General features: G+C 70.2%; 22 protein-coding genes and 1 riboswitch. Of the genes, 5 read left to right on the forward strand and 17 right to left on the reverse strand.

The features are described from left to right. From QE449_RS20510 to dacB, 13 genes are all read right to left on the reverse strand, one after another. Positions 1–927 carry a Rossmann-like and DUF2520 domain-containing protein gene (locus QE449_RS20510; protein WP_027506467.1) on the reverse strand — a complete coding sequence of 309 codons (927 nt, stop codon included), beginning with the start codon at positions 925–927 and terminating at the stop codon, positions 1–3. Positions 928–1,067: 140 nt separating this feature from the next. Then, positions 1,068–2,189 (reverse strand): DUF6779 domain-containing protein, encoded by a 1,122-nt coding sequence (locus QE449_RS20515; protein ID WP_222633177.1) that lies wholly within the window; start codon positions 2,187–2,189, stop codon positions 1,068–1,070. 79 nt (positions 2,190–2,268) lie between these two features. Further along, positions 2,269–2,736 carry a DUF3180 domain-containing protein gene (locus QE449_RS20520; protein WP_027506469.1) on the reverse strand — a complete coding sequence of 156 codons (468 nt, stop codon included), beginning with the start codon at positions 2,734–2,736 and terminating at the stop codon, positions 2,269–2,271. Then, positions 2,733–3,260, reverse strand: coding sequence for a 2-amino-4-hydroxy-6-hydroxymethyldihydropteridine diphosphokinase (folK, locus tag QE449_RS20525; protein ID WP_027506470.1), 528 nt, complete (start codon positions 3,258–3,260; stop codon positions 2,733–2,735). The genes QE449_RS20520 and folK overlap by 4 nt, the downstream gene beginning before the upstream one ends. After that, positions 3,257–3,622, reverse strand: coding sequence for a dihydroneopterin aldolase (folB, locus tag QE449_RS20530; protein ID WP_027506471.1), 366 nt, complete (start codon positions 3,620–3,622; stop codon positions 3,257–3,259). The genes folK and folB overlap by 4 nt, the downstream gene beginning before the upstream one ends. Continuing rightward, positions 3,619–4,446, reverse strand: a complete 828-nt coding sequence (folP, locus tag QE449_RS20535) for a dihydropteroate synthase (protein ID WP_051613538.1) — start codon at positions 4,444–4,446, stop codon at positions 3,619–3,621. Before folP ends, folB begins: the two co-directional genes overlap by 4 nt. Positions 4,447–4,491: 45 nt before the next feature. Next, on the reverse strand, positions 4,492–5,118 hold the full coding sequence (gene folE / locus QE449_RS20540; RefSeq protein ID WP_027506473.1) for a GTP cyclohydrolase I FolE: 627 nt from the start codon (positions 5,116–5,118) through the stop codon (positions 4,492–4,494). A 103-nt stretch (positions 5,119–5,221) separates the two neighbouring features. Then, the gene (gene ftsH / locus QE449_RS20545; RefSeq protein ID WP_307109575.1) at positions 5,222–7,867 is read right to left on the reverse strand and encodes an ATP-dependent zinc metalloprotease FtsH; all 2,646 of its coding nucleotides are present in this window, start codon (positions 7,865–7,867) and stop codon (positions 5,222–5,224) included. A gap of 204 nt (positions 7,868–8,071) precedes the next feature. Further along, positions 8,072–9,418, reverse strand: coding sequence for an amidase (locus QE449_RS20550; RefSeq protein WP_307109576.1), 1,347 nt, complete (start codon positions 9,416–9,418; stop codon positions 8,072–8,074). Between the two features lie 4 nt (positions 9,419–9,422). Beyond that, entirely contained in the window at positions 9,423–9,977 is a 555-nt protein-coding gene (gene hpt / locus QE449_RS20555; protein ID WP_027506476.1) for a hypoxanthine phosphoribosyltransferase, read from the reverse strand. A gap of 10 nt (positions 9,978–9,987) precedes the next feature. Then, the gene (gene tilS / locus QE449_RS20560; protein ID WP_285187300.1) at positions 9,988–10,983 is read right to left on the reverse strand and encodes a tRNA lysidine(34) synthetase TilS; all 996 of its coding nucleotides are present in this window, start codon (positions 10,981–10,983) and stop codon (positions 9,988–9,990) included. 13 nt (positions 10,984–10,996) lie between these two features. Continuing rightward, positions 10,997–12,019: a zinc-dependent metalloprotease gene (locus QE449_RS20565; protein ID WP_307109577.1), complete on the reverse strand. Its 1,023-nt coding sequence runs from the start codon at positions 12,017–12,019 to the stop codon at positions 10,997–10,999. Positions 12,020–12,053: 34 nt separating this feature from the next. Continuing rightward, positions 12,054–13,442, reverse strand: coding sequence for a D-alanyl-D-alanine carboxypeptidase/D-alanyl-D-alanine-endopeptidase (gene dacB, locus QE449_RS20570; RefSeq protein ID WP_307109578.1), 1,389 nt, complete (start codon positions 13,440–13,442; stop codon positions 12,054–12,056). A 182-nt stretch (positions 13,443–13,624) separates the two neighbouring features. Between dacB and QE449_RS20575 the strand changes: the two genes are divergently transcribed. After that, positions 13,625–14,116, forward strand: a complete 492-nt coding sequence (locus tag QE449_RS20575; protein WP_027506480.1) for an inorganic diphosphatase — start codon at positions 13,625–13,627, stop codon at positions 14,114–14,116. A 109-nt stretch (positions 14,117–14,225) separates the two neighbouring features. Then, entirely contained in the window at positions 14,226–14,678 is a 453-nt protein-coding gene (locus QE449_RS20580; RefSeq protein ID WP_027506481.1) for a histidine kinase, read from the forward strand. A 24-nt stretch (positions 14,679–14,702) separates the two neighbouring features. On the opposite strand, the gene QE449_RS20585 is transcribed toward QE449_RS20580, so the two are convergent. Further along, positions 14,703–15,533, reverse strand: coding sequence for a crotonase/enoyl-CoA hydratase family protein (locus tag QE449_RS20585; RefSeq protein WP_307109579.1), 831 nt, complete (start codon positions 15,531–15,533; stop codon positions 14,703–14,705). A 68-nt stretch (positions 15,534–15,601) separates the two neighbouring features. Between QE449_RS20585 and QE449_RS20590 the strand changes: the two genes are divergently transcribed. Further along, positions 15,602–16,093, forward strand: coding sequence for a YbaK/EbsC family protein (locus QE449_RS20590; protein WP_056443532.1), 492 nt, complete (start codon positions 15,602–15,604; stop codon positions 16,091–16,093). Positions 16,094–16,096: 3 nt separating this feature from the next. Here the strand turns inward: QE449_RS20590 and QE449_RS20595 are convergent, their stop codons facing one another. Both QE449_RS20595 and QE449_RS20600 read right to left on the reverse strand, forming a co-directional pair. Further along, on the reverse strand, positions 16,097–16,513 hold the full coding sequence (locus QE449_RS20595; RefSeq protein WP_037186306.1) for a hypothetical protein: 417 nt from the start codon (positions 16,511–16,513) through the stop codon (positions 16,097–16,099). A gap of 132 nt (positions 16,514–16,645) precedes the next feature. After that, positions 16,646–17,899, reverse strand: a complete 1,254-nt coding sequence (locus QE449_RS20600) for an aminotransferase class V-fold PLP-dependent enzyme (protein WP_307109580.1) — start codon at positions 17,897–17,899, stop codon at positions 16,646–16,648. Positions 17,900–17,962: 63 nt separating this feature from the next. Beyond that, a riboswitch (SAM riboswitch) is annotated at positions 17,963–18,078 on the reverse strand. Between the two features lie 163 nt (positions 18,079–18,241). Between QE449_RS20600 and QE449_RS20605 the strand changes: the two genes are divergently transcribed. Both QE449_RS20605 and QE449_RS20610 read left to right on the forward strand, forming a co-directional pair. After that, the gene (locus tag QE449_RS20605) at positions 18,242–22,105 is read left to right on the forward strand and encodes a Pls/PosA family non-ribosomal peptide synthetase (protein WP_307109581.1); all 3,864 of its coding nucleotides are present in this window, start codon (positions 18,242–18,244) and stop codon (positions 22,103–22,105) included. After that, positions 22,105–23,403: a M1 family metallopeptidase gene (locus tag QE449_RS20610; RefSeq protein ID WP_285187296.1), complete on the forward strand. Its 1,299-nt coding sequence runs from the start codon at positions 22,105–22,107 to the stop codon at positions 23,401–23,403. Before QE449_RS20605 ends, QE449_RS20610 begins: the two co-directional genes overlap by 1 nt. On the opposite strand, the gene QE449_RS20615 is transcribed toward QE449_RS20610, so the two are convergent. Continuing rightward, positions 23,386–24,597 carry an MFS transporter gene (locus QE449_RS20615; protein WP_307109582.1) on the reverse strand — a complete coding sequence of 404 codons (1,212 nt, stop codon included), beginning with the start codon at positions 24,595–24,597 and terminating at the stop codon, positions 23,386–23,388. The two genes, QE449_RS20610 and QE449_RS20615, sit on opposite strands and share 18 nt — an antisense overlap.

Below are 24,597 nucleotides of genomic sequence, written 5' to 3' on the forward strand. Positions count from 1 at the left end.
TCATTCGTTGTCCCGCAGGACGTTCATCACGGTGTCGTCCGCGCCGGTCCGCTCGGCCGTACGCAGTGACATCGCGCGATAGCCCGCGGCGATCCGCGGGTCGAGATCGGTCAACGCGTCGAGATGCCTGGACACCGTCGCCCCGTCGCCGCGCGCCACCGGACCGGTCAACGCGCCCTGTCCGCTGCGCAGCACGTTGTCCAACGCCGCCGACAGCAGTGGCGCCAGAACCCGCTCCGCCACACCACCGGGACGCTGTTCCACCGGCTGCTGGCCGGGAAGTTCCTCGTGGGCCAACGCGTCCCGCAGCGCGTCGAGGGCGTCGACGACCAGAGTGACCAGGTGGTTCGACCCGTGGGCGAGCGCGGCGTGGTACAGCGTGCGCGCCTCCTCGGGCACACCCACGGGCTCGCCGCCGATCTCGAGCACCAGTCCCTGCGCGATCGCGAGGCCGATCTCGTCGGCCGCCGTGATGCCGAAGCACGCGGTCGCCAGACGGTCGGTGTCCTCGGGTTTGCCGCTGAAGGTCATCGCGGGGTGCACAGCCATCGTCACCACTCCTCGGCCCGCCAGCGGCGCGAGGATGCCGACACCGTTGGCGCCGGACGTGTGCAGCACGAGAGTTCCGGGCGACACCGCATCGGTGCGCGCCAACCCGCGGACCAGCGCGTCCAATTCCTGGTCCGGCACCGCCAGGATCAGCAGTTCACTGCGCCGCGCCACATCCGTGGCCGGCATGATCTCCGCGTCGGGGAGGCGGGTCTCGGCGCGGCGCCGGGACGCGTCGGAGACGGCGGCGCAGCCGAACACGACGTGGCCGACGCGTTCGAGCGCCTCACCCAACGCGGTACCGACCCGGCCTGCGGACACGACACCGACGGACAGGCGCGCCGGGGCGGGGTCGGACGTGACTCGATCGGGGGACAAGAAGGGTCCTCTCGGGGATACAGTTCCAGTCCCGCTCGGCGGGTACCGGACTCATCGACGCCCACACTAGTGTCCGGCGTCGACCGACCGCCATGCGACGCCGGTCACACCCGCGGCGCAGATCTCACTCGGCGAAGCTACTACTCGGCACGGCGGCGCCGGCGACCCGATCCTGTCGACGCGTCCGCGGTGCCCATCCCCGCGAGGATGTCCGCGACGGAGCGCCCACTCGAATGTGCTCCCGATCCTGCGTCGACCGGTGCGTCGGACTCGTCGTCCGGATCCGCAGCGCGTCGTCGACCGCCCGACTGCACGGGTGCGACGGGCGCGGGTTCCGGAAGCTCGGGCTCTTCCGGCTCGGGTTCGGGCTCGACGTCCAGGGTCGGCAGCGGATCGGGTTCAGGCTGCGGCTCGGGTTCGGGAAGCGGCTCGGGTTCCGGCAGGGGTTCGGGCTCGGGTTCGGGTTCCGGCAGCGGTTCCGGCTCGGGCTCGGGTTCGGGTTCGGGCAGCGGTTCCGGCTCGGGGGCGACGGGAATGCTGTCGGCGCGGTGACTCGACGGGTTCCATTCGGGGGTGCGCGGCGACTGCGGTGCGGGTGCCGGATGGAAGGTGCCGTCGTGATCGAACTCGCCGCCGATGACCGACGTCTCCGCCGTGACCGGGTCGTCGAAGGGAGTGGCAAAGCCGGGCCGGGAGTAGGTCGGATCGGGGGCGAAGCTCGGCGGGCGGGTGCGCGATCCGGGAACGTACAGACCGGACGGCGCCGGCTCGTAGCCGCTGTAGGAGCGCTCGGCCAGCTCCCGCATCCGCATCGCCTCGCCGGCGATGGCAGCGCGGTCGTCCGGCAACTCGCCGTCGAACAGCATCTCGAGGCTGCGGCGCAGCGACGCGAGTTCGGCTCGGAGAGCACGCATCTCGTCTCCGTCGGCACCGATCTCGGCGCGTACCCGCGACTCGACGCCGAGCTCGTACTCGCGGCGAGCGGCGATCTCCCGCTCCAGCTGGAGCTCGTAGACGGTCTGCAGATCGCGCGCCTTCATCTGATCCACCGCGGCGTCGCGGCGGTACTTCGTCATCGCGAACGCGCCGAGAACGGCGGCCCACAGCGCTGCCACGATGCCCACGCGCAGCAGCGGAACGCTGTCGCTGAGGATCATCAGAACGCTGGCCACCACGCCCAGCAGAACCAGACCGGCGAGAGCCGTGTGGTTGCCGCCGCGTTTCGTGCGACGGTTCGCCTTGCTCCTGCCGGTGTCCGTCATGAATCCCAGGGTAACGGCTCGGGCGGCTGTCGCACTTCACCATGCACGGACGGGGTGTCCGAGGACGGCCGCGATCGGGTCAGTGGGCGGGCTCGTCGGCTCCGTCGTCCGGTGTCCGGCAGCAGTGCTCGAGCCACAGGGCAGCGGCCACGGCGACGATCCCGGCGACGAGGCCGATCAGCGCTCCCGGCGTGTCCTCCGACGCCGCGCGCACCGAGGACCGCAGGGGCAGCAGATGGATCAGCAGACCGGCCCACACTCCCGCCGCCGCTGCACCGACGAGGGCCGCGGCCTTCGCCAGCGCGACGGCGCGCGCGACCGTGATCGGATGCAGCTGGCCGGGCCCGGGGCCGATCCTGCGGGTGCGCAATCGGGACCGCACCAGCAGACCCACGACCACGAGGACGACCGCCACCGGATACAGCGACGCTCCGGCGAACGTCGAGATCGGCGGAACAGACCCGTAGAACGAGGACGCGAGGATCCAGGTGGCCACCACGGCGAACGCCGCGAGCGCGACGAGGTCGCGCACGCGCGTCGGGCTCACGTGGAGTCACCGCCGGCCCGCCCGCAGCGCACCGGGTCCCACAGCCGTGTCTCGGTGCGACGCACACCGGCACGTTCGGACTCCGGCAGCTCGGCCAGCAGGTCGCGCACCGATCGGCCACGCAGCACGGCGTCGGGATCGGCGTCCAGCCACGGTGCGAGGACGAAGGCGCGCTCGTGCGCCAGTGGGTGCGGAAGAATCAGCTCGGGGTCGTCGCTGACGACGTCGTCGCACACGACGATGTCCACGTCGACGGTCCGCGGTCCCCAGCGCTGCACCCGCTCGCGGTGAGCGGCCGTCTCCAACTGCTGTCCCCGTCGCAACCAGCCCCGGCAGTCGGTGTTCTCGTCGTCCACGATCACGACGGCGTTGAGGAAGTCCTGCTGGTCGATGCCGCCCCACGGGGCGGTGGCGAACACGGTCGACACTGCGACGACGGCGTCACCGAGACCCTCGACCACAGCCCGCAACTGCTGTTCGCTGTCCCCGATGTTGCTCCCGATCGAGAGCACCGCGCGGGTCACGCAGACCTCGATCGGGTCACTACGACGGCCACGTCCGTGAAGGTCAGGGGGATCGGAGCCGACGGCTTGTGCAGGGTGACCTCGACGCGTTCCACGCGCGGATCCGTCAGGACACCGTCGGCGATCTCGCTCGCGACCGTCTCGATGAGATCGCGACTCGGCCCCGCGACGACCGCGGCGGCGGCCTCGGCCAACTCGCCGTAGTGCGCCGTCTTCGTCAGGTCGTCCGACGCCGCGGCCGGGGCGAGATCCATGTGGACGACGAGGTCGACGAGGAAGTCCTGCCCGTCGCGCTTCTCGTGGTCGAAGACACCGTGATTGCCACGCACGGTCAATCCGCGCAGCTCGATGCGATCGGTCATGTCGTGCCTTTCGGTTCGGTCGGGCCGTGCCACTGCCGGTGCACGGCGAGAGCGTCGAGAGTGCCGACGGCGTCGTGGACGCGCACCCCCCAGGCACCCGCCACGGCGGACAGCACCGAGATCGCGGCCGTCGCAGCGTCGCGGCCGTGCGGGGGGCGAGGCTGCCCGTCGCGGGCGAGCAGAGTGCCGAGGAATCGTTTGCGGGACGCACCCACAAGCACGGGAATGCCCGTGTCGACGAGACGATCGAGTCGGCGGAGCAACGCCCAGTTGTGCTCCGCGTTCTTGGCGAAGCCGAGCCCCGGATCGAGGACGATGCGGGAACTGTCCACCCCGGCGGCGACGGCCGCGTCGACCTGACGGAGCAGTCCGCTGCGCACGTCCTCGACGATGTCGCCGTAGTCGTGCTCCTCCGCGGCACCCGGTCGGTGGGTCCAGTCGACGGTGGAACGCCAGTGCATGAGCACCCAGGCGACGCCGGCATCGGCGACGACACCCGCCATGTCGGGATCGGCGCGGCCACCGGAGACGTCGTTGACGATGGACACGCCCGCACCGATCGCCGCGGTCGCCACGGATGCCCGCATCGTGTCGACGCTGACGCACACGCCGTGAGAGACCAACTCGGCGATCACCGGTGCGACGCGCTCCGCCTCGACGGACGGGTCGACGCGGTCGGCTCCCGGACGTGTCGACTCGCCCCCCACATCGACGATGTCGACACCCGCGGCGTGCAGTTCGAGGCCGTGCCGCACCGCGGCGTCGACGTCGAGGTAACGGCCGCCGTCCGAGAACGAGTCGGCCGTGACGTTGACGACGCCCATCACCACGGGCCCGTCCGCGTGCGGAAGCGTGAACACGAGCGGCGCCTACTTGCGAAGGATGAGATCCAGCGCCTCGGACCGGGACACCGCGCTGGACTGGAACACACCGCGTACGGCGGAGGTGGTGGTGCTGGCGCCCGGCTTACGGATTCCCCGCATCGCCATGCAGAGGTGCTCGGCCTCCATCACCACGATGACTCCGCGCGGTTCGAGCTTGCGCATCATCGCGTCGGCGACCTGCGAGGTGAGACGCTCCTGCACCTGCGGCCGCTTCGCGTACAGGTCGACGACCCGCGCCAGCTTCGACAGGCCCGTCACCCGGCCCGACTTGCCCGGGATGTAGCCGACGTGCGCGACGCCGTGGAAGGACACCAGGTGGTGCTCGCACGTCGAGTACATCGGGATGTCCCGCACGAGGACGAGCTCGCGGTGCGCCTCGTCGAACGTCGTTCCCAGCACCTCGTCGGGATCGACGAACAGTCCGCCGAACATCTCCCTGTATGCACGCGCCACTCGAGCGGGCGTGTCCTTCAGCCCCTCGCGCTCGGGGTCCTCACCCACCGCGAGCAGCAGCTCGCGAACGGCCGCCTCGGCGCGCTCCTGATCGAACGTCCGACCGGACACCACGGACACGGGCTCGTCGATCGACTGATCGGCTTGGTTGACGGACACGGGAGGTCCCTTCGCTGACGGACGCGCTGCCGATGGATCAGAGCAGCCGGAGTGATGTGCGGGCGGGTGCGGCCGCACGGACGAGAGGGTCGGACGAGCGACTCTAGCGCGCGTCCGGGCCCTCCCACCGCTGGGTGTTCGGCGGCAGCTGGGGATCCTCGGCCTCGTCACGCGGAGGCTGGTACTGCCCCTCCGGGTTCTGCGGGTTGCGGTAACGCGGCTCGGGCTGAGCCGGCTCCCCCACACCCGAACCGGGGTACTGCCCGTACGGCTGCGGATCCTGGTACGGCTCCTGATAGGGCTGCGGTTCCTGGTAGGCCTGCGGTTCCCGATAGGGCTGCGGTTCCTGGTAGGGCTGCGGTTCCTGGTAGGGCTGGGGCTCGTCGTACCCGCGCGGTTCCTGGTACCCACGCGGACCCTGGTAGCCCTGCGGGTCACCCTGACCCTGAGGCTGCCCGTAACCCTGGGGCTGCCCGTAACCCTGGGGCTGGCCGTAGCCCTGCGGCTGGCCGTAGCCCTGCGGCTGGCCGTAACCCTGCGGCTCCGGGTACCGCGGTGCCTCGTTCTCGCGAGGAGGCCATCCCGGTGCGGACCAGCCGGCCGGTGCGCCGTAGTCGGGCATCGAGGAGCCGGGACGGCCGCCGCGATGTGCGCCACCCTGACCGTTCGGGGTCGACCCGTTCTGGCCCTGCCCGTTCTGACCGTGACCGTTCTGGCCGTGCCCGTTCTGGGCGTGGCCGTTCTGGCCGTTCTGTGCCTGGCCGTTCTGGGCCTGGCCGGCGTAGCTCGGCTCCTTGACGATCGAGACGGGGGGCCACGGCTCCCCGCGCTCGGTCGCGAGCTCGCGCGGCGTCTTCACCGGGGGCTTGGACGACGGAACTCGATCACCGAAGTCGTTGAACGCGGTGATGCGGGGACGCTTCTCGACGCCGGTGAAGATCTTCTCCAGATCCTTGCGCGTGAGCGTCTCGCGCTCGAGCAGCTCGGTGGCCAGGATGTCGAGGACGTCGCGGTAGTCGTTCAGGATGGCCCACGCCTCGGTGTGCGCGGCCTCGATGAGGTTGCGCACCTCCCCGTCGATCTCCCGCGCGACCTCGTGCGAGTAGTCGGACTGGACGCCCATCGAGCGGCCCAGGAAGGGATCGCCCTGCTCCTGGCCGTACCGGACGGCGCCGAGCTTGCTGCTCATGCCGTACTCGGTGACCATGGCGCGAGCGATCTTGGTGGCCTGGTCGATGTCGGACGACGCTCCCGTGGTCGGCTCGTGGAAGACGAGCTCCTCGGCAGCGCGGCCGCCCATCGCCATGACGAGGCGCGCGATCATCTCGGAGCGCGTCATCAGGCCCTTGTCGTCCTCCGGCACCGTCATCGCGTGACCACCGGTGCGGCCGCGGGCGAGGATGGTGACCTTGTAGATCGGCTCGATGTCGGGCATCGCCCACGCCGCGAGGGTGTGACCACCCTCGTGGTACGCCGTGATCTTGCGCTCGTGCTCGCTGATGATGCGGCTCTTGCGTCGAGGTCCGCCGATGACGCGGTCCACCGACTCCTCGAGGGCGGCCTCGGTGACCACGGTGCCGTTCTCCCGCGCCGTGAGCAGTGCGGCCTCGTTGATGACGTTCGCGAGATCCGCGCCCGACATGCCGACGGTGCGCTTGGCCAGACCCTCGAGGTCGGCGTCCTGCGCGATCGGCTTGCCCTTCGAGTGCACCGCGAGAATCGCGCGGCGTCCTGCGAGGTCGGGGGCGCCGACCGGGATCTGCCTGTCGAAACGGCCCGGGCGCAGCAGGGCGGGATCGAGGATGTCGGGGCGGTTGGTCGCGGCGATGAGGATGACGCCGGTGCGCTCACCGAAGCCGTCCATCTCGACCAGCAGCTGGTTGAGCGTCTGCTCGCGCTCGTCGTGTCCGCCGCCCAGACCGGCCCCGCGCTGGCGACCGACGGCGTCGATCTCGTCGACGAAGATGATGCAGGGGCTGTTCTGCTTGGCCTGCTCGAACAGGTCGCGCACACGTGAGGCACCGACGCCGACGAACATCTCGACGAAGTCGGAACCGGAGATGGTGAAGAACGGCACGCCGGCCTCACCGGCGACGGCGCGGGCGAGCAGCGTCTTGCCGGTTCCGGGAGGGCCGTAGAGCAGCACGCCGCGGGGGATCTTCGCGCCGAGTGCCTGGTAGCGGGCCGGGTTCTGCAGGAAGTCCTTGATCTCGTACAGCTCTTCGACCGCTTCGTTCGCGCCTGCCACGTCCGCGAACGTCGTCTTCGGCATGTCCTTGGTGAGCTGCTTGGCCTTGGACTTGCCGAAGCCCATGACACCGCCACGCCCGCCGCCCTGCATGCGCGACATCACGAAGATGAAGATGCCCAGCAGGATGATCATCGGGAGCAGGAACACCAGGATCGACGTGAACCAGCTGTCCTGCGTCACCTCGGTGTCGTAGCTCTCGGCACCCGACGCGGCGACCTTGTCGAAGATCTGCTGCGACGCGGCGTCCGGGTACTGCGAGATGATCTGCGTCTCGTTGCCGGTGGCGTCGTTCCCGCTCTTCAGCGTCAGACGGACCTGCTGCTCGCGGTCGTCGATCTGCGCGGTCTGCACGTTCTGGTCGTCGAGCTGCGCGACGGCGACCGACGTGTCGACACTCTTCCACCCCCGCGTGTCGTCGCCGAAGTAGCTGAAGGCGAAGATCACCAACAGGATGCCGGCGACTATCGCCAGGTTGCGGAACAAAGTCTTGCGGTTCATACAGCGTCGCCCTCGATGGCAGTCGGACTCACAGGCAGGTGGTCATGGTTCGCGTCGGTCGGCCGGCAGCAGTTCTCGATCGTTGCCGGTTGCGCACCGGACAAGCCAGGTTACCGCGGATGCGGACGGCCGGGCGGCGCGCACATCTCGGTCAACGCGCCGACACGCGGTGAGGTTCCCGCGCCCAGCTGCGCGTGACGAGTGTTACCGGTCGGCCGCGGTGCGTGGCCAGGGCCGATGCTGTTCGATCTGTGCCGCGAGCGCCAGCAGTCGACGCTCGGACCCGGGAGGGCCCGCCAGCTGCACGGCCAGCGGAGTCCCCGACTCGGGATGGAGTCCCGCGGGCACACTCACGGCCGGCCACCCCAGCAAGTTCCACGGTGCCGCGAAGGGTGCGTAGCGAATGTTGGCCGCCATGTTGGCTGCCCACCCGCGCTCGCTCCACCGGTCCGCACGGATCGGCGGCGCGGCGAGCGCCGGCGTCAGCACCACGTCGAGACTCTCGAAGTACGAGCGCATGCGCCGCGTGAGCGTCTCGGTCTGCGACGGCCGCACGAACCGTGCCGCTCGCCGACCCACCGCGATGTGGCGACGGGTTCGCTTCTGCAGCGCCGACACGTCGAGGCCGGCGGCGTCCGCGGCTCCGCCGGCCGTCCAGCGGGCGAGCTGCCCGAGTGGACTCGCCGGGTAGGGCAGCGCTGCCGTGCTGGTGCGGTGCCCGATCCGCTCGAGCTCCCGGGCGACGTCGAGTGCGGCCTGCCGGAAGTGGGGATCCACTCGCACGACGGGCGACGGCGACTCCACGGCGACCCCGATGCGCGTGGTCTCGGGAGCGTCGACGTAGGCGAGATCCGGATCGTCCGCCATGACCGAGAGCAGGAGCGCCGCGTCGGCGACGGTCGTGGTCAACGGACCGTTCTCCGACATGCCGAACCACGAGCCGTTGCCCAGTTCGGACGGGACGAGGCCGAGCCCCGGCTTGATGCCGACCAGTCCGCAGTTCGCGGCGGGGATCCGGATGGACCCCATGCCGTCGTTGCCGTGGGCGACGGGCACCATGCCCGAGGAGACCGCGGCGGCGGCGCCACCGGACGATCCGCCCGGGGTGAGGTCACGGTTCCACGGATTGCGGGCGATGCCGTCGGCACCGTCCGTCGCGCCCCACAGGCACAGCTCGGGAACCGAGGTGAGACCGACGACCACGGCGCCCGCGCCGCGCAGGCGCGCGACCACCGGGTGATCCGCGGCGGCGGGAGTGTCGGATGTCGCGAGCGAACCGTTGCGCATCGGGTAGCCCGTCACCGGGACGTTGTCCTTGATCGCCACCGGGACGCCGGCGAGCGGCAGGGCGCGCAGATCCGCTCGGACGGCGATCGCGTCCGCTTCGCGGAGCACCTCGTCGGGACGCACCACGACGAACGCGTGCAGGTCGTCGTTCCGAGCGGCGATGCGGTCCAACGCTTCTCGGGCTACCGCGGCAGGTTGGACCCGCCCGTTCCGGACGTCGTCCGCGATGGACGTGGCGGTGGGGCCGACCTGTTCGCGCGACATTCGATCAGCCTCCGTAGACCCGGGGTTCCAGCAGTCCGATGTAGGGAAGGTCGCGGTAACGCTCGTCGTAGTCGAGGCCGTAGCCCACGACGAACTCGTTCGGGATGTCGAAGCCGACGTTCGCGACGTCGACGTCCACCTTCACCGCGTCGGGCTTGCGGAGCAAGGTGACCACCTCGAGCGACGCGGGCTGGCGCGTGGCGAGGTTCTTCATCAACCACGACAGCGTCAGACCGGAGTCGATGATGTCCTCCACGATGAGGACGTGGCGGCCGTGGATGTCGCGGTCGAGGTCCTTGAGGATGCGGACGACGCCCGACGAGGACGTGGACGATCCGTACGAACTGACCGCCATGAACTCGAGCTGGCTCGGGATCGGCAGTGCGCGTGCGAAATCCGTCATGAACATGATGGCGCCCTTGAGAACTCCGACGAGCAGCAGATCACCCTCGGGAGCCCCCACCGGATAGCGAGCGGCGATCTCCTCGGCCAGCTCGGCGATACGCTTGTCGATCTCCTCTCGGGAGATCAGGATCGATGCGATGTCGCCCTCGTACACGGGTGTCCCTTCACTCGCTCGCGGCCCGGCCGGTCCACCGAACCAGGTCGAGCTTGCCACGTCGTCTCTCGACGACCAACCTCTCGACCGGGCCGCCCCCGGCCACCGCGACGCCGCCCTGCCCGCGCCACGCGCCGACGAGATCGTCCACGGCGCGCACCTGCGCCTCGTTGCGCAACGGCACTCCACAGTCGGCCAGCCACTCGCGGATCACCCGCCGACGGAGTGCACCCGGTACCTCCACGAGGGCGGACACCTCCAGCGCGTCGCCGACGCGGGCGGACACGGCGATGTCCGCGGCGAGTGCGTCGAGAACGGCGCCGTCCTCGCGCAGCTGGTCGGCGGTGCGCGCGAGCGCGGCGGCGACACCGCCGTGCAGGACGTCCTCCAGCAGCGGGAGCACCTCGCCGCGGAGTCGGACCCGAACGAAGGACGGGTCGAGGTTGTGCGGGTCGTCCCACGCGGCGAGACCCAGTTCGGCGCACGCGCCGACGGTGGACTCGCGGCGCACGGTCAACAGCGGCCGACCTCGCGGCGGGTCCCAGGCCGCCATCCCCCGCAGCGATCGGGACCCGGATCCGCGGCCGAGTCCAAGCAGGACGGTCTCGGCCTGGTCGTCCAGCGTGTGGCCCAGCAAGATCGGGCGGTCACCGCGGACCGCGTCGAGAGCGGCGTACCGGGCGCGCCGGGCCGCGGCCTCGGGTCCACCCGCCCCGGTCACCGACACGGTCCTCACCTCGGCGCGGGAACACCCGAGGTCTCGTGCCTGCTCGGCGGCCCTGTGCGCCACCTCGGCCGAACCCGCCTGCAGCGCGTGGTCGACGACCACGGCGTGCACCTGCGCGCCCTCGGCCACACAGGCGGCAGTGAGCGCCAGCGAGTCCGCACCACCCGACAGCCCGACGACGACGGCGCGCTCCGGGCAGTGCTCCCCGAACCAGGCGCGCACCGCCCGCCGCACCGTGAGCAGGTGCGGGCCCTCCGGCATCGGGCGTGCCCCGGTCATGCCGGGACGCCGGTCATCCCAGAACTCGCTGCGTCCACTTCTCCGGCGCCTCGATCTCGGAGAGCAGCGGCAACGTGTCCGCGTCGGTCCACACGGTGTTGAAACACTCCATGCCGACCTGGCCGACGACGGCGTCGACGAACGCCTTGCCGCGGACGTACTGCGCCATCTTCGCGTCCATCCCGAGCAGCGCGCGGATCACGCGCTGCACCGGGTTCTGCTTCCGCGTGCGACGGGCGTCGAAGGCCTTGCGGATCGCCGAGACCGACGGCACCACCGCGGGACCCACCGCGTCCATCACGTGGTCGGCATGGCCTTCGAGCAGCGTTCCGAGCACCAGCAGACGATCGAGTGCCTCCTGCTGCGCGGGTGCCTGCGTCGCCCGGAGCAGACCGATGATGCCGCCGTCGCCGCCGTCCTGCCCGCGGGACCGCACCGCCGCCGCGAGGCGTCCCACGACGTCGGCCAGGGGCTCGTCCGCGCCGCCCTGCAGCGTGGTGACGTTGTCCTTCATGTAGCCCGCGAGCCACGGCGACGACGAGAACTGCACGCGGTGCGTCACCTCGTGCAGACACACCCACAGTCGGAAGTCGCTGGGCCGCAGGCGAAGCGATCGCTCCACGGACACGATGTTGGGTGCCACCAGCAGCAGCGTTCCGTCCGGACCGGTGAAGGGGTCGTACTGCCCGAGAATGGCCGTCGACAGGAACGCCAGCATCGCGCCCGCCTGCACGCCGCCGGGCTTGCCGCCGAGGAACGAACTGTCGTCGCCGTCGGAATCACTGACCAGGTGCCGCATCGACTCGGACGCGGCGGCGATCCACTCCGGCCGATCGAGCACGCGCGCCGCCGGGACGGGCAGACCGTCGGCGAGGCCCGTGACCTCGCGCACGGGGCCCTCGGCGCGTACCGACGCGTCGGCCAGTTCGCGCAGCGCCGCGTCCGCGGTGTACCGCGACGTCTTCGGCCCCCGTGGTGCGAGCCGGGCACCCGTCCGGGCGGCCAGACCCCAATCGATCACACCAGTGTCGGACATGCCCTCACCCCTGTTCTCTCTCGGAATCGACCGGTCAGGTGCAGCCGCAGGAGCGGAGCGTCGACGCGAGTGCGTCCAGGGCCGGACGACCGACCTCGGGCGGCCTGTCGTTGGACATCAACGCGAACGTCAACACCCGGCCGCTCTCGTCGGTCACGTATCCGGCCAACGCACTGGCGGTCGAGAGCGTTCCCGTCTTGGCGCGCAGCCACCCCGCGGCCGTGCGGTCACCCGACGCGTAGCGGGCGGCGAGCGTGCCCGTGGCACCGGCGACGGGCAGGTAGTCGAGCATCGGCCGCAGGTTCTCGGTGCCGGACCCGGCGGCCCGGGTGACGAGCGCGCCCAGCACCCGGGCAGGGATGAGATTGTCGACGGAGAGTCCGCTGGTGTCCTCGAGCGTGACTCCGGTGACGTCGACGCCGTTCTTCTGCAGTGTCTCCAGGACGGCGTCCGTGGCCCCGTCGAACGACGCGGGCCGGCCCACCTCCTCGGCGATCTCGCGACCGACGGCCTCCGCGAGCACGTTGTCCGAGAACCCCAACATCTGCCCGAGCCGCTGCCGCAGAGGCGCGGACTGCACCGTCGCGAGAGATCCGGCACCGGACTGCGCGCGACCGTCCGTCACGACGGCCGGGTCCAGGCCGAGAGCACGCGCCAACGCCCGACCGGCGTCGAGACCGGGAGTGGCGCTGCGCGGCGACTCGTCGACCGTCGGCACCGAGCGACCCCCGTCGAGGGTGATCGGTTCGATGGGTGCGATGTATCCGGCGGCCACGTCGCCGGGGAACCAGCCCTGCGCCTGCTCCGGCCCCGAGTACGCGCCGCCGTCCACGGCGATGGACGTGACGGTCGTGCCGGACCTGCGGATCTGTTCGGCGAGGTCGTCGATGCGGGCTCCCCCGTCGTAGAACCCGGGTCGTCCGACCGGCTCCGCCGTGAGCGTGGGGTCGCCGTCACCGACGAGCACCACCTGACCGGCCGCGTCGCCCGCCACGACCTTGGTGGTCACACGGTGGTCGGCCGGCAGCGCCATCATGGCGGCCGCGGCCGTGAGGATCTTGGTGGTCGACGCCGGCGTCATGGGGGTGTCCGCATCGGCGCTCCACAACACCTCGCCGGTGATCGCGTCCGCGACGGATCCGGTGAAGCGGCCCAGATCGGGATTGCGCAGGGGTGCGGCGAGCACCGCCTCGAGGCCCGCCGGGCTCGGTTTCGGCGCGTCGGGTGAGACCGGAACCACCTGCGGGGCGGGCAGAACGGGCGACGGCTCGGGTGAGGTCGCCACGGGTGTCGAGTCCTCGGAGAGCGTGGGGGTGATCAGCGCGACGCCGACGATCGCCAGCACGAGCACCACGACCGAGGCTCCGATCAGCAGCACGCGCGTGCGTAACGGCGTGCCGGACGGCCGCTTCCCTGAGCTCACGTCTCTCCTCCACTCGCGGGTCCGTGGCCGTTCTCCGGCGATGCACCTCTCCTCGCACCCTATCGACGCGGCCGGTTACTGTCTGACCACCGGCGCGTCCTTCGATGCGCCCGACAGACGACTGCACGACAGTACGTGGCCGCCGAGCAGGTAGCCGGGCCACCGAGCAAAGGACAGTGGACGTGAAGTTCGACGTGACCATCGAGATCCCCAAGGGTCAGCGCAACAAGTACGAGGTCGACCACGAGTCCGGGCGAGTACGCCTGGACCGCTACCTCTACACGGCGATGGGCTACCCCGCGGACTACGGCTTCATCGAGAACACCCTCGGTGAGGACGGCGATCCGCTCGACGCGTTCGTCCTGCTGCCGGAGTCCGTGTTCCCCGGTGTCCTCGTCGAGGCCCGCCCCGTGGCGATGTTCAAGATGGTCGACGAGGCCGGCGGCGACGACAAGGTGCTGTGCGTCCCGGCGGGCGATCCGCGGTGGGACCACATCCAGGATCTCTCGGACGTCTCGCAGTTCGAGCTCGACGCGATCGAGCACTTCTTCCTGCACTACAAGGATCTCGAGCCGAACAAGCACGTCACCGGGTCCAACTGGGTCGGCCGCGCCGAGGCCGAGGCGGAGTTCGAGGCATCGGTCGAGCGCCTGAAGAACCAGGGCGACCACTAGAGACCGTCGGAAACCCGGATGCGGTGCTGTCCGCTGATAGCATCGCATCCGCGGTCCCCCGGGCCGTGTCAGGACGAACGAGCCACGACGTAAGGGTGCGGTACCACCGATGAGTGACGCTGTGAGCGACCGGAGAAATCCCACGTCCGAGGCGGTCTCGACCACGACGCAGTTCCCGTCACTGCCGGTGACCGTCGTGCTCGACCGCATTCCGTTGGCCGTCCTCGCCGTCGAGCCCGGCGGCACGGTCGTCTTCGCCAACGAGGCCTTCGACGAACTGATGGGCTTCGACGAGGAGTCCCCCCGGTCGAACGAGACCCTCACACTGCAGGACATCTTCCCGGCCAACGAACCGCTCGGAGTCAACATCGCCGAGACGTTCCTGACCACCGTCGCCACCCGCGCCGACTCGCTCTGGCGCATGACGGACTCGAAGGGCGACATCCTCCAGGTCCGGGCGAGCAAGTCGATCCTGCGCCGCGCTGAGGACTCGGTGGTGCTCGTCGTCCTCGAGGACTTCACCGATCAGCTGTGGAACGACCCGAAGAGCGCCTTCCGCTGATCGGGCCGCTCCACCGGGGTCTCTCTACTTGCCCTGGAACGACGCGGGGCGCTTCTCGAACACCGAGGTGATGGCCTCCGTCAGATCCTCGGACGGCAGGAAAGCAGCGTTCCACGCGGCGACGTACCGCAGCGAATCCTGCACTGCCGCAACGCGACCGTGGTCGAGAACCGCCTTGATCCCGTGCACCACGAGAGGCGGGTTCGCCGCGATCTCGGTGGCCGTGGCACGCGCTGCGGCGAGCACGGCCTCCGCGTCCTCGAACACGTCGTTGACCAGACCGATCTGCTGCGCCCGGGCACTGTCGATGTCCTTTCCGGTCAACGCGAGTTCGCGAAGATGACCGTCGCCGATGATCGCGGGTAGACGGGCGAACGACCCCATGTCCGCCACGATGGCGACCTTCACCTCGCGCACACTGAACTTCGCGTCCGTGCTGGCGTAGCGGATGTCGGCGGCCGAGATGAGATCGATCCCACCGCCGATGCACCACCCCTGCACGGCGGCCACCACGGGCTTGCGGCAGTCGGCCACCGCGTTGATCGACGCCTGCATGCGCTTGATCATGTCGTGGAACGTGCTGCGCGGACCGGCCTGTGCCTTGTCCCCCATGACCGCACCGAAATCGCCTGCCATGGCGGGCAGGTCGAGACCGTAGCTGAAGTTGCGGCCCGAGCCGGCGAGCACGATGGCGCGTACCTCGGGGTCCGCGTCGAGCGCGGAGAAGACGAGAGGCAGTTCCGACCAGAAGTCGGGACCCATCGCATTGCCCTTGTTCGGGCCGATGAGGGTCACCGTCGCGACATGGGCGTCGGTCGTCACCGTGAAGGCTTTCCACGCATCCGTGTGTGTCATCCGGTCAGGATAGCCAGCGCTCCCGCTCACCGGATGTCCCGGCGGCGTGGACTGACTATCCTGCGACCATGACGCGGATCCACCATCCCGCTGCGGCACACGTGTCGGACGTTCTGATCGCCCGAGGTCATCACGGCGTGATCGTGACGCAGTCCGAGCCGACGCACACGGCGCGTCAGGCCGCGGCGGTGAGCGGGGTTCCGCTCGGTGCCGTCTGCAAGTCGCTGGTGTTCCTGCTCGACGACGACCCGGTGCTACTGCTGGTGTCGGGTGCACACAACGTGGACCTCGATGCCACCGGTCGACGTCTCGAGGGCACGCTGACCCGCGCATCGATCGACGTGGTCGAACACGCCACCGGGCAACCGGTGGGCGGGATCGCGCCCGTGGGCCACCCGACGAATCTGCCGACGTTCGTCGACACGGCGCTGGAACGCTTCGAACGGCTGTGGGCTGCAGCGGGTCACCCCGCGACCCTCTTCCGCACGACCTACCCCGAACTGCTGCGCATCACCGCCGGGCTCGCTGTGGACATGGGCCCCGAGACCCGCGAGGGCTGAGCCTCAGGACGCGCGCAGGCGCCGAACCTCCAGGGCGGGTACCACCTCGGTGGTGATCGCCCGGACGACGGACTCCCTCGTCTGCTCCACCACCGGACGCAGGGTCACGCCGTCCGCCACGTCGACCGTCACGATGTCGGCGACGAGGCCTGCGAGACCCGACGCGGTGCCGACGTACTGCAGCGTGCCGGGGCGAGGCTTGCTGTCCGACGCCAGCACCTCGCGGCGGGCGGTCCGGGCGTCGGCGGCGATGTGCACGTCGATGTCCACCACGACACGAGCACCGGGGTGCTCGGCCTTGAGGGTCGCGTAGCGGCTCTGGGCCTCGGAGAGATCGGCGGCGGAGAACCGGACGACGTCCGGGGAGGTACCGGAGACGCCGTCGAGGAAGACGAGGGAGTCGGAAGACACCGTGGTCATGAGTTGTCCAGTCAGTCGTGGGTGCAGCGGTGGCTGTGAGGTGAAGTGAGTCGCACGATCACCGGACCGGACAGGCGCTCGAGGTCGCACGGCAGAGGTCGACGTGTCGTCGACCCCACAACCTGCTCCTCGTCATGATGCTGATGCTAACGATCCGGTGGTGACGCGATCCCGCAGTGAGAGGCACGTCACACGCACCGCCTCCACGAACCGGTCGACATCGTCGGCGGTGGTCCCCAGCCCGATGCTCGCCCGCACGGCACCGTCGGCCGCGCCTACCCGCGAGAGGAGGGGGTGGGCGCAGAACTTCCCAGCCCGCACCGCGATGCCGTGATCGTCGGCCAGTGTGGTGGCGAGTGCACCCGCGTCGACACCGTCGACGGTGAAGGACACGATGCCGACGATGTCGGCGGAGTCGCTCCACAGGCGGAGGACCGACACACCGGCCAGAGCGGTGAGCCCGCCGAGCAGGGCGTCCGTGCACTCCTGATCGTGAGTGGCGATGGCACCGTGGCCGATCGCGCCGATCTCGTCGCACGCCGCGGCGATCGCGACGGCGCCGAGGAGATTGGGTGTGCCGGCCTCGTGCCGCGCCGGGGACGGCGCCCAGTCGATGTCGACCGACGCACCGAGGACGGACACGTGCCGGGTGGCTCCACCGCCCGCGAGGTACGGCTCGGCCACATCGAGCCAGTCACGCCGTCCCACGAGCACTCCCGCTCCGAAGGGCGCGTACAGCTTGTGACCACTGAAAGCCAGGTAGTCGATGCCCGCCGCGGTGATGTCCACGGCGCGGTGCGGAACGAGTTGCGCCCCGTCGACGAGGATGCGGGCACCGTGTCGGTGCGCCAGATCCGCGAGTCGATCGAGGGGCAGGACCTCGCCCGTCACGTTGGAGGCACCCGTGACGGCAAGCAGCGCAGCAGGTCTCGACGCGAGTTCGTCGCCGAGCCGAGTCAGAGTCTCCTCGACCGAGTCCGCCGATCGCACCACCCGGCGGTTCCGCCACGGCAGCAGATTCGCGTGATGCTCGATGTCCAGCACCACCGTGTCCCCGGGAACGCAGCCCGCCAGGAGATTCAGCGCGTCGGTGGTGTTCCGCGTGAACACGACCACGTCGTCGGAATCCGCGCCGCAGAAGCGGTGCACCGTGTTCCGGGCGGACTCGTACTCCCGGGTGCAGACCTGCGACTTGTGGCCGGCGCCGCGGTGCACACTCGCGCAGTGCGGCAACACCTCTCGTACTCGCTCGACCACCGCGTCGAGCGCGGGAGCGCTGGCCGCGTAGTCGAGATCGATGCTGCGAGTGGTGCGGCCGTCGGCACACGTCACCTGCTGGTCGCGGCCGTGCACGGATGCGATGGGGCGCTGCAGAACTGTGGTCATGATGAATCCCTCCGTCGAGGGATCGACGCACGGCACGAGGGCCGCGATCTGACGAGAGGCGTCGATCCGCGCTTGCCGCCTCCGTCGTCGGAGCGCGGCCAGGTCGTCACCCGGAGCACCCCACCGCGGAGGAGGGTTGCCGACCAGCGAGCCGGGGCTTGATGCTGGTACTCGTGACCTGGAAGCAGGATGGCAAACGGTCGCCCGAGTTGTCAACCGGTTCGCCGCACGCGCGCCTGGTCGGCGGAGTTGTTCACCAACCCGCAAACTGGGCGTGCAATAACGTGTCGTCACACCCGCCAGCGTTCCGTCGTCCCTGTTCGATGCGAGAGGCCGTTCGTCTTGTCACTGCAGACCCGTGTTCCCGAGGCCTACCTCCGTTCCTCCGTGGCGGCCCCGGTGCGCACCCTCGTCGACATCCTCGAGGACACCGCGCGGGCATTCCCTGATGCGCCGGCCATCGACGACGGCGACACCACCATCAGTTACAGCGAACTGCTCGACAACATCGACGAGGGCGCTCGGTGGCTGTCCCGACACGGCGTCTGCGCCGGCGATCGCGTCGGGGTCCGCATGCCGTCGGGCGGTTACTCGCTCTACGCGGCGATCCTGTCGGTCATCGCCGCCGGTGCGGCCTACGTCCCGGTGGACGTCGACGACCCGGACGAGCGGGCCGAGCTGGTGTTCTCGGAGGCCGGCGTCACCGCGATCATCGCGGACGGCGGCGTGACCCGAACCGACACCGCGGGGACCGGTCGCGCGGTCGGCCATCCCACACCCGACGACGACGCCTGGGTCATCTTCACCTCGGGCTCGACCGGCAAGCCCAAGGGCGTCGCGGTGAGCAATCGCAACGCGGCGGCGTTCGTGGACGCCGAGGCACGACTGTTCCTGCAGGACCGACCCATGGGCCCGGGCGATCGAGTGCTGGCGGGGCTCTCCGTGGCGTTCGACGCGTCGTGCGAGGAGATGTGGCTCGCCTGGCGCAGTGGCGCGTGCCTCGTTCCCGCGCCTCGCTCCCTCGTGCGCAGTGGCATGGACCTCGGCCCCTGGCTCGTCGCACGTGACATCAGCGTGGTGTCGACGGTGCCGACCCTGGCGGCGCTGTGGCCTCGCGAAGCGCTCGAGGACGTCCGGTTGCTCATCTTTGGCGGCGAGGCCTGTCCGCCGGATCTCGCTGAGCGACTCGCTGTTCCGGGCCGCGAGGTCTGGAACACGTACGGCCCCACCGAGGCCACCGTCGTCGCCTGCGCCGCTCTCATGGACGGTGTCGGACCGGTGCGCATCGGGCTGCCGCTCGACGGATGGGACCTCGCCGTCGTGGGCCCGGACGAGGAGCCGGTCGCGGTGGGCGAGGTGGGTGAGCTCGTCATCGGTGGCGTCGGCCTCGCGCGTTACCTCGATCCGGTGAAGGACGCCGAGAAGTACGCTCCCATGGCGACTCTCGGATGGGACCGCGCCTACCGCAGCGGCGATCTCGTGCGGCTCGAGCTCGAGGGGCTGCTCTTCCAGGGCCGCGCCGACGATCAGGTGAAGGTCGGCGGGCGCCGCATCGAGCTCGGTGAGGTGGACAACGCCCTGCAGGCCCTCCCCGGTGTGAGCGGCGCAGCCGCCGCAGTGCGGACCACCGGCTCCGGAACACCCGTGCTGGTGGGCTATCTCGCCAGCACCGACCCGGACTTCGACCTCGTCCGCGCGCGCGAGCTCCTCGCGGAACAGCTTCCCGCCGCGATGGTTCCGCGTCTCGCACTCGTCGACGAACTGCCCACCCGCACCTCCGGCAAGGTCGACCGCGCGGCTCTGCCGTGGCCGCTGCCCAAGCGTGGTTCGACTCCGGACGACGCCTCTCTCGCCGGGACCGCCGGCTGGGTGGCCGAGCTGTGGAGCGACGTGCTGGGCGCCGAGATCGGATCCCTGGACGCGGACTTCTTCGCTGCCGGTGGCGGATCGCTCTCGGCCGCACTGCTCGTGACCCGATTGCGCGAGCGTTTCCCCGAGATCACGGTCGCGCAGCTCTACGACCATCCGCGACTCGGCTCGCTCGTCGCGTTGCTCGACTCGCTCGTCCCCCCGCCGGTGACCGCGAAGCGCATCGTGGTCCCCACACCCCGGACGGCCCAGGTGGTGCAGGTCCTCGCGACCCTGCCGCTGACGACGTTGACCGGGCTGCAATGGGTGACCTGGCTCGGCATCATGGCGAACACATTCAGCTGGTTCGCTCCCCGCCCCTGGCTGCCGACGGTGTCCTGGTGGTGGCTCGCGCTCGGGTTCCTGCTGTTCGTGACGCCCGTGGGCCGGATGGCGATCTCCGTCGCCGGATCACGGCTCCTCATGCGCGGCGTCACGGAGGGCGCCCATCCGCGCGGCGGCAGCGTGCACCTCCGGCTGTGGACCGCCAACCGGTTGACCGACGCCAGCGGTGCCTCGAACCTGTCGGGCGCGCCGTGGATGGTCTACTACGCCCGCGCACTCGGTGCGACGGTCGGCCGCGACGTCGATCTGCACACCCTGCCTCCGGTGACCGGCATGCTGACTCTCGGTGACGGCTGCTCGCTCGAGCCGGAGGTCGATCTGTCCGGCTACTGGATCGACGGCGACGTCGTGCACATCGGCTCGATCGAGGTCGGCGCCGGCGCCACGGTGGGTGCGCGGTCGACCCTGCTCCCCGGAGCCAGGATCGGCCGCCGCGCCGAGATCACCGCGGGGTCGGCCGTCTCCGGCAAGGTCAAGGCCGGTCAGCAGTGGTCCGGCTCGCCCGCCGCGAAGGTCGGCAAGGCGATGCACCCGTGGCCCGACGAGGCGCCGCCGCGCGGTCGCGGCTGGGTGCCCGTCTACGGCGTGACGTCGCTGTTGCTGTCGGGACTTCCCCTCCTGTCCATTGCCGCGGGCCTGCTCCTCGTCGCTGTCGGAGTAGTCGCGCACGCGACCACACTGCCCGGTGCGATCGGCCTCGGGCTGGCGCTGCTCGCTCCCGCCACCGCGGTGTCGTTGCTCGTCTTCGCAGCGGTCACGCTCGTGTCCGTGCGGTTGCTGTCGATCGGGCTGATTCCCGGCCACCACGCGGTACGCAGTCGCATCGGCTGGCAGGTGTGGGCCACCGAACGCCTGATGGACTCGGCCCGTACGTTCCTCTTCCCGCTCTACGCGAGTCTGCTCACTCCGGGATGGCTCCGGCTGCTCGGCGCGACCATCGGCAAGGACGTGGAGGCGTCGACGGTCCTGATGGTCCCGAAGTTCACGACAGTCGGCGACGGTGCGTTCCTGGCGGACGACACCATGATCGCCAGCTACGAGCTCGGCGGCGGCTGGATGCTGCTCGGCGAGGCCAAGGTGGGCAAGCGTGCGTTCCTCGGCAACTCCGGCATGGCGGCCGCGGGTCGACGCGTGCCGAAGAACGGCCTCGTCGCCGTGCTGTCGGCCGCACCCGCCAAGGCGAAGTCGGGATCGTCGTGGCTCGGCAGCCCGCCGGTGCGCCTGCGCCGAGCGCCCAACTCGTCCGACACCACCCGCACCTTCGACCCGCCGCGGCGACTCAAGATCGCCCGCGCCGTGGTCGAGACCTGTCGACTCGTGCCCGTCGTCGTGTCGTTCGGCATCGGGTTCGGCGTGCTCGCCGCCCTGACCTGGATCGCCGGAACGCTGGGCTACTGGGCCGCCGCCCTGCTCAGCGGCGCCGTGTTGCTGATCGCCGGCGCCGTCGCGGCCGGAATCTCCGCCGTCGCCAAGTGGTCGCTCGTCGGCCGCATCGGTGCGGTGGAGCACCCGCTGTGGAGTTCGTTCGTGTGGCGCAACGAAGTGGCCGACACGTTCGTCGAGGTCGTCGCCGCCCCGTGGTTCGCCCGCGCCGCCGAGGGAACCCCGGTGCTGAACCTGTGGCTGCGCTGGCTCGGCGCCCACATCGGGAAGGGAGTCTGGTGTGAGACCTACTGGCTGCCGGAGGCCGACCTCATCACCCTCGGCGACGGTGCCACCGTCAACAGAGGGTGCGTCGTGCAGACACATCTGTTCCATGATCGGATCATGAGCATGGACACGGTGAGTTTGGGGGCGGGAGCCACGCTGGGCCCGCATTGCGTCGCACTGCCCGCAGCGGGAATCGGGGCAGGTGCCACGGTCGGACCGGCCTCGCTGGTCATGCGCGGCGACACCGTCCCCGAGTCGAGCCGGTGGCAGGGCAACCCCATCGCACCCTGGACCGAGAAGTGATGCCGGACTCTCCCATCGACCCGTACCTGCCGCAGAACGGCAACCGCGGGTACTCGGTCGAGCGATACGCCCTCGACCTCGAGTACAAGGTGCAGTCGAACCGCCTGTCCGGCAAGGCCGTCGTGCATGCGGTGGCCACCCGGTCGATCACCAAGTTCTCACTCGACATGGGTCCGGCCCTCACCCCGTCCAAGGTGAGTGTCGCCGGAATGCGCGGTGTCCGGTTCACCCATCGGGGCGGCAAGCTGACGGTCACGCTGCAGCGTGCCATCGACGAGGGCGCCTCCTTCACGGCCACCGTCGCCTACAGCGGCAACCCCGCACCGATTCGCAGCGTGTGGGGTGAGGTCGGGTGGGAGGAGCTCACCGACGGCGCCCTCGTCGCGAGCCAACCCAACGGCGCCGCATCGTGGTTCCCGTGCGACGACCATCCCAGTTCCAAAGCGGCGTACACCATCTCGATCACCGCCGATTCCCCGTACCACGTCGTCTCGAACGGCACACTGACGCGGAAGTACGTGAAGTCCTCGCGCACCACCTGGGTGTACGACCAGCCCGAACCGATGGCCTCGTACCTCGCGACCGTGCAGATCGGCCAGTACGAGAAACACCGGGTCAGCGACTCCCCCGTGCCGATCGACGCGATCCTGCCGGCGCATCTACGCCAGAACTTCGATCACGACTTCGGCCGTCAGCAGCAGATGATGGAGACGTTCGTCGAGTCGTTCGGCCCCTATCCGTTCGAGTCGTACTCCGTCGTCGTGACCGACGACGAGTTGGAGATCCCCGTCGAGGCACAGACGCTGTCGATCTTCGGCGCCAATCACTGTGACGGCGACCGCGAGTACGAGCGACTCGTCGCCCACGAACTGGCGCACCAGTGGTTCGGCAACAGCCTCACCATCGCGCGGTGGAGCGACATCTGGTTGCACGAGGGCTTCGCCTGCTACTCCGAGTGGATCTGGTCGGAGAGCTCGGGCGGACCGTCCGCCCACCAGGAGGCCACCCGCGCACACAGCCGCCTGTCGTCCCTGCCGCAGGACATCGTGCTGGGAGATCCAGGACCGGAGGACATGTTCGACGACCGCGTGTACAAGCGCGGAGCCCTTGCCCTGCACGCACTTCGGCGCACCATCGGCAACGCGGCGTTCTTCGATCTGATCCGCGAGTGGACCACGACCTTTCGCCACGCCACCGTGGCGACGTCGGACTTCGTCGGGTTGGCGAAGCAGTACGGCAGCACCGACGAGTTCTGGGAGTCCTGGCTCGAGAAGAAGCGGCTACCCCGACTGCCCTGACGGCAGGTGCGACCGCGTTCTCGTCGCGACGAGCGCCAATGACACCGCGGCGAGAACCGCACCGCCCGTGAACAGTTCGGGGTAGCTGATCGCGCCGGGGAACTCCTGCACGAGCAGCGCCAGGATCGCCGGCACCGCGAAGCCGAGGTAGGTCACCGAGTAGAACACCGCGGTGAGTCCGGCCAGATCACGCGGTCCCGCGATGCGCTGCACCTCCTGCAGGCCCGACACCATCGCCATGCCGTAGCCGCACCCGAGCACCGCGGCGGCGAGCAGCGCCATCGGGATCGTCAGCACGTCGGCGGCGACCGAGACCAGCACCATGCCGACGACGATGATGCCCAGCGCGACCAGGACGGCGCGCGCACTCGACGCGGTGTCGATGCGTCGGCCGACGGCCTGGATGGCGAAGCCGGACGACAGCGCGACCACGCCGAGCAGTGCGGAGAACGCGATGGGGAACGCGCCGGAGTGGTCGGCCATCAGACCGGGCAGCACTGCGTACGCGACGCTGGCCGCGCCGAAGACCCACGGCGCCATGGGAAGAACGACGGACACGAACCGACGGTGACCTGCCGACGGGATACGCAGATCGGACAGCAACGAGGCGCCGTCCACCGCACGCGCTCGCGTCTCGGGCACCCCGAGCAGGGCCACGGTGGCCAGTGCTGCCAACGCGACGTGCACCAGGTACGGCAGCACCTCGGGCCACGGCGCCCACTGCGCGAGCACCCCGGCGACCCCTGCGCCCGTGGCGAATCCGCCCGTGAGCGACATGGCGGCACGGCGGGCACCCGAGCCGTCCGCGGACAGCTCCTTCAACCAACTGCCGCCGACGGCCATACCCAGCCCCAACGCGATGCCGCTGAGCACGCGGCCGGTCGCGAGGATCGGGGCCGAGTGCGCGCCGAGGGCGATGACGAGAGATCCCGCGGCGGCGACGGCCGGCGCGGGCACCATGAGCGGCCGCCGTCCGTAGCGATCCGAGAGCGGGCCCCCGATCAGCAGGGCCGGCACGATGCCGACGACGTAGGCGAAGAGGAACACGTCGACGACGACGGGTGAGAAGCCGTGACCCTCGCGGTACATCACGAGGAGCGGCGTGAACTCGTTGCCGCCCCAGGCGACGGCGAGCATGCCGAGCGCCACGGGCAGCCAGGTGCGGGTGGTGGTCGTGCGGTCGAGAACGGTCAT

It is taken from the genome of Rhodococcus sp. SORGH_AS_0303 (assembly GCF_030819335.1).
GTDB lineage: Bacteria > Actinomycetota > Actinomycetes > Mycobacteriales > Mycobacteriaceae > Rhodococcoides.